The sequence below is a fragment of the Pseudomonas sp. S30_BP2TU TE3576 genome (genome assembly GCF_050436025.1).
Taxonomy (GTDB): Bacteria; Pseudomonadota; Gammaproteobacteria; order Pseudomonadales; family Pseudomonadaceae; genus Aquipseudomonas.
In genome coordinates, this window is the sequence record NZ_JBNDLK010000001.1 from 3187844 (window position 1) to 3201777 (window position 13934).

Consider the following 13934-nt stretch of genomic DNA (forward strand, 5'->3'; position numbering starts at 1 on the left):
TTGCTGCCAATAATGACTCATTGTGCAACACACAAAAGCCCCCTCCGCGCCGCCGCTCTGGCTCTCTCAAAGCCAACTGACGCCCCTCCCCGACACGTCTATCCTCGACTGGTTGTTCGATGATGGCTCGCTGACCAGGCGCCTTATTCATCTGACGAATGATGCCTTCAGCGTCACGCCGCTGTTCGAAGGCTGGCAGCCCTTGCGCGCCGACGAATGCGCAGCGCTGGACCTGACCGAAGGCAGTGAAGGTTGGGTACGCGAAGTGTACTTGCGCGGTCACGGTGAAGCCTTGGTGTTTGCCCGCAGTGTCGCCGCGCGCAGTGCGTTGCAGGGTGACGGCTTGCACATGGACGAATTGGGTAGCCGCTCGCTGGGGGAACTGCTGTTTTGCGATCAGGCCTTTGAGCGCCGGGCGATCGAGGTGTGTCATTACCCTCCGGCGTGGCTGCCGAGCGAGGTGCGGGCGCCGGAACTGTGGGGCCGTCGCTCGCGCTTTGATCGTGGTGCGTTGAGCGTACTGGTGGCCGAGATTTTCCTGCCGGCCCTGTGGAACGCTGCCCGCGTACAACCGGAGGACCGTTGATGTACCAAAGCCTGCTCAAGTCCTTGAACCGCTTGAACCCTCGGGCCTGGGATTTCATTCAGCTGACCCGCATGGATAAGCCGATCGGCATTTACCTGCTGCTCTGGCCAACGCTGTGGGCGCTGTGGATTGCCGGCAAGGGTTCGCCATCCTTGGCCAACATTGTGATTTTCGTCCTCGGCGTGGTGCTGACCCGCGCCGGTGGCTGCGTGATCAACGACTGGGCGGACCGCAAGGTTGATGGCCATGTGAAGCGTACCGAACAGCGGCCGCTGGTGAGCGGCAAGATCAGCTCCAAAGAAGCGCTGGTGTTCTTTGCATTGCTGATGGGCGTGAGTTTCCTGCTGGTGCTGTGCACCAACGCTGCGACCATTTGGCTGTCGCTGGGCGGCCTGGCGCTGGCGTTCAGCTACCCGTTCATGAAGCGTTACACCTATTACCCGCAAGTGGTGCTGGGCGCCGCATTTTCGTGGGGGATGCCGATGGCGTTCACCGCAGAAACCGGTGAATTGCCGGCAACCGCGTGGCTGCTGTGGATCGCCAACCTGATGTGGACAGTGGGCTACGACACCTATTACGCGATGACCGACCGCGATGATGACTTGAAGATCGGTGTGAAATCCACAGCGATTCTGTTTGGCGATGCGGACCGGGCGATCATCCTGACCCTGCAGGGACTGGCGTTGGGTTGCCTGCTGCTGGCGGGGTCGAAGTTCGACCTTGGCGGCTGGTTCCACCTCGGATTACTGGCGGCGGCGGGCTGCTTTGCGTGGGAGTTCTGGTACACCCGCAACAAGGACCGCATGCGCTGTTTCAAGGCGTTTTTGCACAATCACTGGGCGGGCTTGGCGATTTTCGTCGGGATTGTGCTGGATTATGCGTTGCGTTGACCGTTGAATAGATCGCAGCCCTGGGTAGCTCCTACCCGAAGGCTGCGATCTTTTTGCGGTGTTACATATGCTCGTGAACGACGTGCCAGACGTCTTTCTTCTTGTCACCCGTCATGTCTCCGGGTTTTTTGTCGTCCTCGTAGTAGTACAGCGGCTTGCCGTCGAAGGCCCATTGCATCTTGCCATCGTCACGTTTGATGACTGTCCATTTACCTTCGGCCTTGGCACCCGCTGGCGCCATCATTGGCGGCCAGTATTTGGCGCAGTCGCCGTTGCACATCGACTTGCCATCCTTGTCCTTGTCGTACGTGTACACAGTCATGCCCTTGTGATCGACCATCATGCCGTCTTTCATCATCGCCGGGTCGGCGGCAAAGGCCAGTGTCGGCAGCGTTAACGCAGCAGTGACCAGCAAAGCCTTCCAGGATTGAGCAATGTAGTTCATGGAAACCTTCCTTTTGTGGTTGTCAGGATTCGGAATTAGAGCTTAGCCCAGGATCCAGCCAATCGCCGGTCAACTAAAATACTGTCACACGACTGCAATAATTCCGTTATCTAATGCGGCGCAAGACAGTTAAATGACAAGAGGATTAAGGGCATGGTTGGCAGGAGCATTCTGATCGTCGACGACGAAGCGCCTATTCGCGAAATGATCGCCGTTGCGTTGGAAATGGCCGGCTATGACTGCCTGGAGGCTGAAAACTCCCAGCAGGCCCACGCCATTATCGTCGACCGCAAACCGGACCTGATCCTGCTCGACTGGATGCTGCCCGGCACGTCCGGCATCGAGTTGGCCCGTCGCCTCAAGCGTGATGAACTGACCGGGGACATCCCGATCATCATGCTCACCGCCAAGGGTGAAGAGGACAACAAGATCCAGGGTCTGGAAGTCGGCGCCGACGACTACATCACCAAGCCGTTTTCCCCACGTGAACTGGTGGCGCGCCTGAAGGCCGTGCTGCGTCGTGCCGGCCCGACCGATGGCGAAGCGCCGATCGAAGTCGGCGGCCTGTTGCTGGACCCGATCAGCCATCGCGTGACCATCGACGGCCGTCCCGCCGAGATGGGCCCGACCGAATACCGCCTGCTGCAATTCTTCATGACCCACCAGGAGCGTGCCTATACGCGTGGTCAGTTGCTGGATCAGGTCTGGGGCGGCAACGTCTATGTCGAAGAGCGTACCGTCGACGTGCACATTCGACGCCTGCGCAAAGCCCTCGGCGATGCTTACGAAAATCTGGTACAAACCGTGCGCGGCACCGGTTACCGCTTTTCTACCAAAGCCTGACCCGGACCTTTACCGCCCGACAAGCTGACAAGGACGCGCGTCAAGTGAACCAAAACTGGCATGGCACCCTGATTCGCCACATGCTGCTGCTGGTCACCGTCTGCCTGGTGATCGGCCTGATTACCGGCTACTACGGCTGGAGCCTTGCTGCAGGCCTGGGTCTTTACCTGGCCTGGACCCTCAAGCAGTTACTGCGCCTGCACGAGTGGCTGCGCCTGCACAAACCCGATGAAGCCCCACCCGACGGCTATGGCCTGTGGGGCGAAGTATTCGACAGCATCTACCACCTGCAACGCCGCGACCAACGGGTACGCGGGCGCCTGCAAGCAGTGATCGACCGGGTTCAGGAATCCACCGCCGCGCTGAAAGACGCGGTGATCATGCTCGACACCGACGGCAACCTGGAATGGTGGAACCGCGCCGCCGAAACCCTGCTGGGCCTCAAGACGCCACAGGACAGCGGCCAACCGGTAACCAACCTGGTGCGCCATCCGCGGTTCAAGGAATACTTCGAGCAAGACAGTTACGCCGAGCCGCTGGAAATTCCCTCGCCGACCAACGACCGTGTACGCATCCAGTTGTACATCACCCGTTACGGCAACAACGAACACTTGATGCTGGTGCGCGATGTGACGCGCATCCATCAGCTGGAGCAAATGCGCAAAGATTTCATTGCCAACGTTTCCCATGAACTGCGCACGCCATTGACGGTGATCTGCGGTTACCTGGAAACCTTGCTCGATAACGTCGACGAGGTGAACCCGCGCTGGAGCCGCGCCTTGCAGCAGATGCAGCAACAAGGCGGACGCATGCAGACCTTGCTCAACGACCTGCTGTTGCTGGCCAAGCTGGAAGCCACCGATTATCCGTCGGACAACCAGCCGGTGCCGATCGATTGCTTGCTGCAATCGATCAAGAGCGATGCCCAGCAACTGTCCGGCCAGAAGAACCAGTGCATTACCCTGGAAGCCGACCCGACGATTCTGCTCAAGGGCAGCGAAGCTGAGTTGCGCAGCGCGTTTTCCAACCTGGTGTTCAACGCGGTGAAATACACCCCGGCCGAAGGCAACATCCGCATTCGCTGGTGGGGTGATGACCAGGGCGCGCATCTGAGCGTGCAGGATTCCGGGATCGGCATCGATGCCAAACACCTGCCGCGCCTGACCGAACGCTTCTACCGCGTCGATTCCAGCCGCAACTCCAACACCGGTGGCACCGGTCTGGGGCTGGCGATCGTCAAACACGTTTTGTTACGACATCGGGCACGAATGGAAATCAGCAGTGTGCCGGGCCACGGCAGTACCTTTACTTGCCACTTTGCGCCGGCTCAAGTCACCAAATCCCGGGTTATCAGCACCACTGACTGATGCCGGTCAGCACATGCCACTAGGCAACCGCCATGTCAGCCGCTACATTGGCTGACTTGCGCCTGCCTTTCAGGTGCGGACTTTTCTTTCCTTTCGAATACACGGAACCCGCAAAACTCCATCATGGACCCTTCCCCTGGCTTGACCCTCGCTACAATTTTCGCCGACTTCGGCATGATTCTTTTTGCTCTGATCCTGGTTTTGCTCAACGGATTTTTCGTTGCGGCGGAATTTGCCATGGTCAAGTTGCGCTCGACCCGGGTCGAGGCCATCGCGGATAAAAACGGCTGGCGCGGGCACATCCTGCGCACCGTGCACAGTCAGCTCGATGCCTACCTGTCGGCCTGCCAATTGGGTATCACCCTCGCCTCCCTGGGCCTGGGTTGGGTCGGAGAACCTGCGTTCGCGCACCTCCTGGCACCCGTGCTGAGTGCCGTGGGCGTCGATTCCGCCGAAGTGGTCAAGGCGATTTCGTTCTTCACCGCCTTCTTCATCATTTCGTACCTGCACATCGTGGTCGGCGAACTGGCCCCAAAATCCTGGGCGATCCGCAAACCCGAATTGCTGTCGCTGTGGACCGCCGTGCCGCTGTACCTGTTCTACTGGGCCATGTACCCGGCCATCTATCTGCTCAACGCCAGCGCCAACCAGATCCTGCGCATCGCCGGCCAGGGCGAACCCGGCCCGCATCACGAGCATCACTACAGCCGTGAAGAACTGAAACTGATCCTGCACTCCAGCCGTGGCCAGGACCCGAGTGACCAAGGCATGCGTGTATTGGCCTCGGCGGTGGAAATGGGTGAACTGGAAGTGGTCGACTGGGCCAACTCCCGCGAAGACCTGGTGACCCTGGAGTTCAACGCACCACTCAAGCAGATCCTGGCGATGTTCCGTCGCCACAAGTTCAGCCGTTATCCGGTGTACGACAGCGAACGCCAGGAGTTCGTCGGCCTGCTGCACATCAAGGATCTGCTGCTGGAACTGGCGGCGCTCGACCACATTCCCGAGTCGTTCAACCTCGCCGAACTGACCCGCCCGCTGGAGCGCGTGTCGCGGCACATGCCGCTGTCGCAGTTGCTGGAACAGTTCCGCAAGGGTGGCTCGCACTTTGCCGTGGTCGAAGAGGCCGACGGCAACATCATCGGCTACCTGACCATGGAAGACGTGCTGGAAGTGCTGGTGGGCGATATCCAGGACGAACACCGCAAGGCCGAACGCGGGATCCTCGCGTATCAGCCGGGCAAGCTGCTGGTGCGGGGCGATACGCCGCTGTTCAAGGTTGAGCGACTGCTGGGCATCGACCTCGATCACGTCGAAGCCGAAACCCTTGCCGGGCTGGTCTACGAGAGCCTCAAGCGCGTTCCCGAAGAGGAAGAAGTGCTGGAAGTCGAAGGCCTGCGGATCATCATCAAGAAGATGAAAGGACCGAAGATTGTGCTGGCCAAGGTGTTGATGCTGGATTGATCTGTGGCTGACGGGCTTTTTGTGGCGAGGGGGCTTGCCCCCGTTGGGCTGCGAAGCGGCCCTGATTCCAGTCACCTCGATTATCCATATACCGCGCAATTGGGTTTACGACTGCTGCGCAGCCGAACGGGGGCAAGCCCCCTCGCCACAATTGATCGCCATCGCCTTCACTGCTTGCCCAACGCAAAGTTGGGCAGCGCGCTGACCGGCTGGTTGAACTGGTATGGAATCGACACCAGCCCCAACCCGGTATTGCGCTGCACCACGAAGTGCAAATGCGGACCGGTGCTGTTGCCGGTGTTGCCAGACAACGCCAATGCGCTGCCGACCTTTACCCGCTGACCCTCCCGAACGCAGACCGAGCCTTTCTTCAGGTGCAGGTAAACGCCCATGGTCCCGTCATCGTGCAGCACCCGCACGAAATTGCCGGATGCATCGGTACCGCGCCCACTCTGTCGGTTCTCGGTTTTCACCACCACCCCGCCCCGCGCTGCAATGATCGGCGTGCCTTCGGGCATCGCAATGTCGATGGCGTAGCGGCTCTTGGGCCCAAAGTGGCTGTAGGGGCCATTGGCGCCCTGACTGATCCGGAACGGCCCGCCACGCCAGGGCAATGGATACCGATAACCCACGACGGCGCCTGTGGGGTCGCCCAGGGAGTACTTGAACTTCGGGACATAGGCGAGCGGCCTTCCCCCTTTAGTCGCCGTGAGCTGTGCCAGACGAACACTGGTGCGTAGCGGTATCACGCGCCGAATCGTCTGCCCCGGCGCCCCGCTGGCGTTCTTCACCCCGGCGAAACTCAATTCGACCTCTACCGGTGCATACAGGTCATTGCGCACGTACACGCTGTGCACGCCGTTCTTCTTCATGATGATGAGGCGCACCTGACGCTCAAGGTGCTCGACCATGCCATCGCGAAAAACGAACACATGGGCGCCTTTACTGGGGCGGTCGCTGTAGGAAACCACGCCATTGGCGTCTTTGGACTTGTAGATGGTCATGGCCATGGCCGAGGTGGCGACCATGAACAGGCCACATAAAAACAGCAGGCGCGTGAACATGGGCAAGGATTCTGTCGAGTAAGGCCTGGGATTGAGCCTAGCAGCTGCAATGGACCCGGGTAGTCGACAGATGTTTCAAAATGGGCCGTTCAGAAGATTTTTGACAAGGCCAATGGCCCCTTCGCGAGCAAGCCCGCTCCCACATTGGAATGCATTTCAAATGTGGGAGCGGGCTTGCTCGCGAAGACGGACTGACAGGCGACGTTGTATCAAGCGCCAGGAATGAAGTGCTTCTGTGCCGTACCACGTGCAATCAGGCGCGAGATGTAATCGAGCTTCTGCGCATCCTGATCGACAAAGCGGAAGGTCAGTTGCAGCCAGTCGCTATCGGGCTTCGGTTCGTGGGCCACGACGGCATGCAGGTAGCCGTTGAGGCGGGCGACTTCGGCGTTGTCGCCCTGCTCCAGGTCAAGCACGGCGCTGTCGAGGATCTGCGGCAGGGTCTCGGTACGCTTGACCACCAACAGGGCCTCTTTGAGGCTCAAGGCCTTGATCACGCATTGCGCGATGCCGTTCGGCAAGCGCAACTGACCCTGGCCACGGCCACTGGCGGGTGCTGAGGAGGCCGCTGGAGCCTTGGCCGGCGGGCTGTTGAGCAGGCCGCGGGACGGAGCGGCAGCCGAAGCAGCGACAGAGGCGACCACGGCAGGCTTGCCGCCGGTCAATGCGCTCAGGGAGTCGTTACCGAATGCCGGACTCGTTTTGGTCGCAGCTACGTTGATCAAGGCGTCGAGTTTGCCAACCTTGTGCAGTGCCTGCTTGACCTTGGTGATCAGCTGCTCGTTGGTGAACGGCTTGCTGACGTATCCGGATACCCCGGCCTGGATCGCCTGGACAACGTTCTCCTTGTCGCCACGGCTGGTCACCATCACGAACGGCATGGCTTTGAGGTTGTCCTGCTCGCGGCACCAGGTCAGCAGTTCCAGGCCGGACATTTCCGGCATTTCCCAATCGCACAGGACCAGGTCGAATGCTTCCTTTACCAGCATGGCCTGGGCCTTTCTGCCATTGATTGCGTCTTCGATCCGCATGCCCGGGAAATAATTGCGCAGGCACTTTTTCACCAGGTCACGAATGAACGACGCGTCGTCCACGACCAACACACTGACCTTACTCATCCACCACCCCTTTAAAAAATCCCGGCCAGCATACCGCCTTGCTGATGGCATTTTGCCAAAAACCTTCAGTCACGCCGGACTTTTCGTTCGCGGGCGCTGCTTTTCGAATTCGTGTGCCGCAAACAAAAACGCCCGGCCAATAGGCCGGGCGCTTTACTTGGGCAACCTTACTTATCGTCAGTTTTGCCCGGAACATTAGCGGTTTCGCCACTGGTTCCCTCAACTTCTTCCTTCATGCGCTTGAGACCCAGGTGCCGCACGTCGGTGCCACGTACCAGGTAGATCACCAGCTCCGAGATATTGCGCGCGTGGTCGCCGATACGCTCCAGCGAACGCAGTACCCAGATAATGCTCAGAACCCGCGAAATAGAACGCGGGTCTTCCATCATGTAGGTGGCCAGCTCACGCAGGGCGGTCTTGTATTCGCGGTCGATGATCTTGTCGTACTGCGCCACCGACAAGGCGAGTTCGGCGTCGAAACGGGCAAAGGCGTCCAGTGCGTCACGGACCATGTTGCGCACCTGGTCGCCGATGTGGCGCACCTCGACATAACCGCGCGGCGCTTCGCCTTCTTCGCACAACTGGATGGCGCGACGGGCGATCTTGGTCGCTTCGTCACCGATGCGCTCCAGGTCGATCACCGATTTGGAAATGCTGATGATCAGGCGCAGGTCGGACGCTGCCGGTTGACGCCGGGCCAGAATGCGCAGGCATTCTTCGTCGATGTTGCGTTCCATCTGGTTGATCTGGTCGTCGATCTCGCGCACCTGCTGGGCCAGGCCGGAGTCGGCCTCGATCAGCGCGGTGACCGCGTCGTTGACCTGCTTCTCGACCAGCCCGCCCATGGCCAGGAGGTGGCTGCGCACTTCCTCCAGTTCGGCGTTGAACTGCTGGGAGATGTGGTGGGTAAGGCCTTCCTTAGAAATCATGTTGTCTGCTCCGCAAAAGCTGTGAGCTGCAAGCTACAAGCTGCAAGCTGATTTGTGTCGTTACTCGGATCGCTTCTACTTGCCGCTTGTAGCTTGACGCTGGCGGCTGTACGGCTAGCCGTACCGTCCCGTGATGTAGTCTTCGGTCTGCTTCTTCGCCGGATTGGTGAACAGCGTATCGGTGTCACCAAACTCGACCAGCTTGCCCATGTACATGAACGCGGTGTAGTCGGACACCCGCGCCGCCTGTTGCATGTTGTGGGTCACGATCACGATGGTGAACTTGGATTTCAGTTCGTAGATCAGCTCTTCGACTTTCAACGTGGAGATCGGGTCGAGTGCCGAGCACGGTTCGTCGAGCAGCAGCACTTCCGGTTCAACGGCGATGGTGCGTGCAATCACCAGACGCTGCTGCTGACCACCGGACAGGCCCAGTGCCGACTCGTGCAGACGGTCCTTGACCTCGTCCCACAATGCCGCGCCTTTCAAGGCCCACTCGACGGCTTCGTCGAGTACGCGTTTCTTGTTGATGCCCTGGATACGCAGGCCGTAAACCACGTTTTCATAAATGGTTTTCGGGAACGGGTTGGGCTTCTGGAACACCATGCCGACGCGACGACGCAGCTCCGCCACGTCTTCGCCCTTGCGGTAGATGTTGTTGCCGTACAGGTTGATCTCGCCTTCGACGCGGCAGCCATCCACCAGGTCGTTCATGCGGTTGAAGGTGCGCAGCAGCGTCGACTTGCCACAGCCGGACGGGCCGATGAAGGCGGTCACGCGCTGTTTCGGGATGTTCATGCTGACATCGTACAGCGCTTGTTTTTCGCCGTAGAACAGGCTCAGGCCCGGCACTTCGATGGCCACGGTTTCCTGCTCGAGGTTCAGGCTCTGTTTGTCGCGACCCAGCGCCGACATGTTGATGCCGTGGGTATGTGTTTCGTGCTGCATGGGAGGCTCCCTGTGCTAACAAATTCGGTTCGGAACGCTGCTTATTGCAGTTCCCATCAATATTCCGGTGGACGCGGTCCAGTGTGGGAGCGGGCTTGCTCGCGAAGAGGTCGGCACATTCAGCATCAATGTTGCCTGACCCACCGCTTTCGCGAGCAAGCCCGCTCCCACATTGGAAATCAGCTGTCCAAAGCTTTGTACTTCTCGCGCAGGTGGTTACGGATGTACACCGCCGACAGGTTCAGCGTCGCAATCACCAGCACCAGCAGCAGCGCCGTGGCATACACCAGCGGTCGTGCGGCTTCGACGTTCGGGCTCTGGAAGCCGACGTCATAGATGTGGAAGCCCAGGTGCATGATCTTCTGGTCCAGGTGCAGGTACGGGTAGTTGCCGTCCACCGGCAGCGACGGCGCCAGTTTCACCACACCCACCAGCATCAGCGGCGCCACTTCACCCGCGGCACGAGCCACGGCGAGGATCATGCCGGTCATCATCGCCGGGCTGGCCATCGGCAATACGATCTTCCACAAGGTTTCAGCCTTGGTCGCGCCGAGGGCTAACGAGCCTTCACGCACGGTGCGAGGAATCCGCGCCAGACCTTCTTCAGTGGCCACGATCACCACCGGCACTGCCAGCAGCGCCAGGGTCAGCGAAGCCCAGAGCAGGCCCGGTGTGCCGAAGGTCGGTGCCGGCAAGGCTTCCGGGAAGAACAGACGGTCGAGCGAACCACCCAGCACGTAGACGAAGAAGCCCAGGCCGAACACGCCGTAAACGATGGCCGGAACACCCGCCAGGTTATTCACCGCGATGCGGATCACCCGGGTCAGTGCGTTCTGTTTGGCGTATTCACGCAGGTACACCGCCGCCAGCACGCCGAACGGGGTCACGATCATCGCCATGATCAGGGTCATCATCACGGTGCCGAAGATGGCCGGGAAGATCCCACCCTCGGTGTTCGCTTCACGCGGGTCGTCGCTGAGGAATTCCCAGACCTTGCTGAAGTAGAAACCGATCTTGGTGGTCGTGCTCATGGCGTTCGGCTGGTAGGCGTGGACCACTTTGCCGATGCCGATTTCGATTTCCTTACCGTTCGCATCGCGGGCAGTCAGGCTGTCGCGGTTGAACTGCGCATGCAGGTCGCTCAGACGTGCTTCGACGTCCTGATAGCGAGCGTTGAGCTCGGCACGCTCGGATTCCATGTCCGCTTGTGCGGTGGCGTCGAGTTTGCCTTCCAGCTCCAGCTTGCGGCCGTGCAAGCGGATGCGCTCGAGACCGGCGTTGATCGCGCCGATGTCGGTTTTTTCCAGGTTCTTGAGCTGTGCAGCCAGCTTGTTCACGCGGTCGACACGGGCCTGCAACTCAGGCCATGCGGCTTCGCCTTCAGCAATGACCTTGCCGTCCTGTTTGACGTTGACCAGGTAACCGTAGAAGTTGCCCCACTCGCGACGCTCGATCGCCATCAACTCCGGCGGTGTCGTCTGGTTGGTCAGCCACTCGCCGACGATCCAGGTGAAGTCGTTGCCGTTCAGGTCACGGTTGCCGACCTTGATCAGCTCGCGGGTCATGAACTCCGGGCCTTGATCCGGCACCGGCAAGCCGGCGCTTTTCAAGCGTGCACGGGGCACTTCTTCCTTCTGTACCACTTCGCCGATGACCAGGTGCTGGCCCTGGCCCGGTACGTCGTAGCTGGCGTGGACCAGATCCGCCGGCCAGAAGTGACCCAGGCCGCGCACGGCAATCACTGCCAGCAGGCCAATGGTCATGATGACCGCGATGGACACCGCGCCACCGCTGATCCAGACGCCGGGGGCGCCGCTCTTGAACCATCCTTTCAGGGAGTTCTGTTTCACAGACTTCTACCTTTCTTAAAGCGACGAGTATTTCTTGCGCAGACGCTGACGAATCAGTTCTGCGAGGGTGTTCATGACGAAGGTGAACAACAGCAGCACCAGCGCCGAGAGGAACAGCACGCGGTAGTGGCTGCCGCCGACTTCCGATTCGGGCATTTCCACCGCAACGTTGGCCGCCAGGGTGCGCAGGCCTTCGAACAGGTTCATTTCCATGACCGGGGTGTTACCGGTGGCCATCAGCACGATCATGGTTTCACCGACCGCACGGCCCATGCCGATCATCAGTGCCGAGAAGATGCCCGGGCTCGCGGTGAGGATTACCACGCGGGTCATGGTCTGCCATGGCGTGGCACCGAGGGCCAGGGAGCCCAGGGTCAGGCCGCGAGGCACGCTGAACACGGCGTCTTCGGCGATGGAGTAGATGTTCGGGATGACCGCGAAGCCCATGGCCAGGCCAACCACCAGGGCGTTGCGCTGGTCGTAGGTGATGCCCAGGTCGTGGGAGATCCACATGCGCATGTCGCCGCCAAAGAACCAGTTCTCCATGAACGGGCTCATGTACAGCGACAGCCAGCCCACAAACAGGATCACCGGGATCAGCAGCGCACTTTCCCAACCATCCGGGACTTTCAGGCGGATCGACTCAGGCAGGCGGCTGAAGGTGAAACCGGCAACCAGGATGCCGATCGGCAGCAACATCAGCAGGCTGAAGATGCCCGGCAAGTGCCCTTCCACATACGGCGCGAGGAACAGGCCGGCGAAGAAACCGAGGATCACCGTCGGCATCGCTTCCATCAGCTCGATCACCGGCTTGACCTTGCGGCGCATGCCGGGAGCCATGAAGTACGCGGTGTAGATCGCCGCGGCAACGGCCAGTGGAGCGGCCAGCAGCATGGCGTAGAACGCGGCTTTCAGGGTACCGAAGGTCAGCGGCGACAGGCTCAGCTTGGGCTCGAAGTCGGTGTTGGCGGCGGTCGATTGCCAGACGTATTTAGGCTCGTCGTAGTTCTCGTACCAGACCTTGCTCCACAGCGCGCTCCACGACACTTCCGGGTGCGGGTTATCGAGCAGCAGCGGGTGCAACTTGCCGCCGGCTTCCACAATCACTCGGTTGGCTCGTGGCGACAGACCGAAAATGCCCTGGCCTTCAGCAACCGGCTCCACCAGCAAGGTGCGGTGGGCGGTGCTGTGGAACACGCCAAGCTTGCCGGAAGCGTCGAGGGCAACGAAGCCCTTGCGGCGTTCTTCGGCGGTGATTTCAACGATAGGCGTGGTGCCCATCTGGAAGGTGCGGATTTGCTTCAGGCGTTGTTCGCCATCGGGGTCGCGAGCCATGAACCACTGGGCCAGGCCACCTTTGGAGTCACCGATGATCAGCGAAATACCGCCTACAAGCTGAGTGCTGGCGGTGACTTGAGCTTCACCGTCTTCAAGCAGTTTGTAGCGACCGTTGAGGCTCTTGTCGCGCAGGCTGAATACGTCGGCCTGGGCACGCCCGTTGATCACGTACAACCACTGCTGACGCGGGTCGACGAAGATGTTCTTCACCGGCTCGTTCATCTGCGGCAGGTCGATGCGCTTCTGCTCGTTGGTGACTTCGCCGGTCATCATGTTCTCTTCGCTGGTCAGCGACAGAACATTGAGTTGCGAACCGGTGGCACCAACCAGCATCAGGGTCGAATCGTTGGCGTTGAGGCTGACGTGCTCCAGCGCACCGCCGGCTTCGTTCACCGCGATTGGCGCTTCGCCATACGGGTACTCGACGGCCGGGGTGATGGTTTTCTTGCCATCCGGGTAGCTGACTTTATAGGTGTGACGGAACACCAGGGCCTGGCCATTGGACAGACCCACCACTACCAATGGGTGACCTGGCTGGTCTTCACCGATGGAAGTCACGGTGGTGCCGGCCGGGATCGGCAAATCGACGCGCCGGAGTTCGGCGCCACTGTCGATGTCGAAGAACAATGCCTGGCCCTTGTCGGAAACCCGCATCGCAACCTGGTTCTGTTCTTCCAGAGAGATCATCAGCGGCTTGCCGGCGTCTTGCATCCAGGCTGGCGTGATGGCGTCCCTGGCGGTCAGGCTGGCACCCTGGAACAGGGGGGCGACGACATAGGCAAGGAAGAAGAAGATCAAGGTGATCGCGCCCAGTACAGCGAGGCCGCCAACGAGGACGTACCAGCGGGTCAGGCGATCTTTGAGCGCGCGAATGCGGCGCTTGCGTTGTAGCTCAGGCGTATTGAAGTCAATTCGCTTGGGGGGATTAGTAGTCATGTTGGAATTGGCCAGATCATTCATGCGCACACCCTAGCGATCCTGTATGACAGAAAGATGACAATGCAGTGACGCAACAAATCCGCCGCTGGCGGTAACCAGCAGTGGATAGAGAATTTGAGGTGTATGGGGGCGGCTCCTGCCGCCCCCATGTGA

General features: G+C 60.2%; 12 protein-coding genes. 5 read left to right on the top strand and 7 right to left on the bottom strand.

Going from position 1 to position 13934, the window contains the following annotated elements; genetic code table 11:
* The first annotated feature begins 22 nt into the window (after window positions 1-22).
* Window positions 23-586: a chorismate--pyruvate lyase family protein gene (locus ABIA48_RS14385; protein WP_429489467.1), complete on the top strand. Its 564-nt coding sequence runs from the start codon at window positions 23-25 to the stop codon at window positions 584-586.
* Window positions 586-1476 (top strand): 4-hydroxybenzoate octaprenyltransferase, encoded by an 891-nt coding sequence (gene ubiA, locus ABIA48_RS14390; RefSeq protein WP_429489469.1) that lies wholly within the window; start codon window positions 586-588, stop codon window positions 1474-1476. Before ABIA48_RS14385 ends, ubiA begins: the two co-directional genes overlap by 1 nt.
* A 61-nt stretch (window positions 1477-1537) precedes the next feature.
* On the opposite strand, the gene ABIA48_RS14395 is transcribed toward ubiA, so the two are convergent.
* Entirely contained in the window at window positions 1538-1921 is a 384-nt protein-coding gene (locus tag ABIA48_RS14395; RefSeq protein WP_429489471.1) for a COG4315 family predicted lipoprotein, read from the bottom strand.
* A gap of 153 nt (window positions 1922-2074) precedes the next feature.
* Between ABIA48_RS14395 and phoB the strand changes: the two genes are divergently transcribed.
* The 3 genes from phoB to ABIA48_RS14410 all read left to right on the top strand — a co-directional run bounded on the left by phoB (window position 2075) and on the right by ABIA48_RS14410 (window position 5595).
* Entirely contained in the window at window positions 2075-2764 is a 690-nt protein-coding gene (gene phoB, locus ABIA48_RS14400; protein ID WP_003229608.1) for a phosphate regulon transcriptional regulator PhoB, read from the top strand.
* An 80-nt stretch (window positions 2765-2844) separates the two neighbouring features.
* Window positions 2845-4131 carry a phosphate regulon sensor histidine kinase PhoR gene (gene phoR, locus ABIA48_RS14405; RefSeq protein ID WP_429492867.1) on the top strand — a complete coding sequence of 429 codons (1287 nt, stop codon included), beginning with the start codon at window positions 2845-2847 and terminating at the stop codon, window positions 4129-4131.
* 123 nt (window positions 4132-4254) lie between these two features.
* Window positions 4255-5595 (top strand): hemolysin family protein, encoded by a 1341-nt coding sequence (locus tag ABIA48_RS14410; RefSeq protein WP_007992853.1) that lies wholly within the window; start codon window positions 4255-4257, stop codon window positions 5593-5595.
* 167 nt (window positions 5596-5762) lie between these two features.
* On the opposite strand, the gene ABIA48_RS14415 is transcribed toward ABIA48_RS14410, so the two are convergent.
* The 6 genes from ABIA48_RS14415 to ABIA48_RS14440 form a co-directional block, all read right to left on the bottom strand.
* Window positions 5763-6659, bottom strand: coding sequence for a peptidoglycan DD-metalloendopeptidase family protein (locus tag ABIA48_RS14415; RefSeq protein ID WP_429489474.1), 897 nt, complete (start codon window positions 6657-6659; stop codon window positions 5763-5765).
* A gap of 209 nt (window positions 6660-6868) precedes the next feature.
* Window positions 6869-7777, bottom strand: a complete 909-nt coding sequence (locus ABIA48_RS14420) for a response regulator (protein WP_429489476.1) — start codon at window positions 7775-7777, stop codon at window positions 6869-6871.
* Between the two features lie 167 nt (window positions 7778-7944).
* Window positions 7945-8706 carry a phosphate signaling complex protein PhoU gene (gene phoU, locus ABIA48_RS14425; protein ID WP_007992846.1) on the bottom strand — a complete coding sequence of 254 codons (762 nt, stop codon included), beginning with the start codon at window positions 8704-8706 and terminating at the stop codon, window positions 7945-7947.
* A gap of 114 nt (window positions 8707-8820) precedes the next feature.
* Window positions 8821-9654, bottom strand: coding sequence for a phosphate ABC transporter ATP-binding protein PstB (gene pstB / locus ABIA48_RS14430; RefSeq protein ID WP_160388642.1), 834 nt, complete (start codon window positions 9652-9654; stop codon window positions 8821-8823).
* Window positions 9655-9833: 179 nt separating this feature from the next.
* Window positions 9834-11504, bottom strand: coding sequence for a phosphate ABC transporter permease PstA (gene pstA, locus ABIA48_RS14435; RefSeq protein ID WP_429489479.1), 1671 nt, complete (start codon window positions 11502-11504; stop codon window positions 9834-9836).
* A 15-nt stretch (window positions 11505-11519) separates the two neighbouring features.
* Complete coding sequence (locus tag ABIA48_RS14440; protein WP_429489481.1) at window positions 11520-13802, bottom strand: ABC transporter permease subunit; 2283 nt, start codon at window positions 13800-13802, stop codon at window positions 11520-11522.
* Window positions 13803-13934 lie beyond the last annotated feature (132 nt).

Coding starts and splice junctions, on each gene's coding strand:
- ubiA (WP_429489469.1), top strand. CDS start 586: ATGTACCAAAGCCTGCTCAAGTCCTTGAACCGCTTGAACCCTCGGGCC.
- ABIA48_RS14395 (WP_429489471.1), bottom strand. CDS start 1,921: ATGAACTACATTGCTCAATCCTGGAAGGCTTTGCTGGTCACTGCTGCG.
- phoB (WP_003229608.1), top strand. CDS start 2,075: ATGGTTGGCAGGAGCATTCTGATCGTCGACGACGAAGCGCCTATTCGC.
- phoR (WP_429492867.1), top strand. CDS start 2,845: ATGCTGCTGCTGGTCACCGTCTGCCTGGTGATCGGCCTGATTACCGGC.
- ABIA48_RS14410 (WP_007992853.1), top strand. CDS start 4,255: ATGGACCCTTCCCCTGGCTTGACCCTCGCTACAATTTTCGCCGACTTC.
- ABIA48_RS14415 (WP_429489474.1), bottom strand. CDS start 6,659: ATGTTCACGCGCCTGCTGTTTTTATGTGGCCTGTTCATGGTCGCCACC.
- ABIA48_RS14420 (WP_429489476.1), bottom strand. CDS start 7,777: ATGAGTAAGGTCAGTGTGTTGGTCGTGGACGACGCGTCGTTCATTCGT.
- phoU (WP_007992846.1), bottom strand. CDS start 8,706: ATGATTTCTAAGGAAGGCCTTACCCACCACATCTCCCAGCAGTTCAAC.
- pstB (WP_160388642.1), bottom strand. CDS start 9,654: ATGCAGCACGAAACACATACCCACGGCATCAACATGTCGGCGCTGGGT.
- ABIA48_RS14440 (WP_429489481.1), bottom strand. CDS start 13,802: ATGAATGATCTGGCCAATTCCAACATGACTACTAATCCCCCCAAGCGA.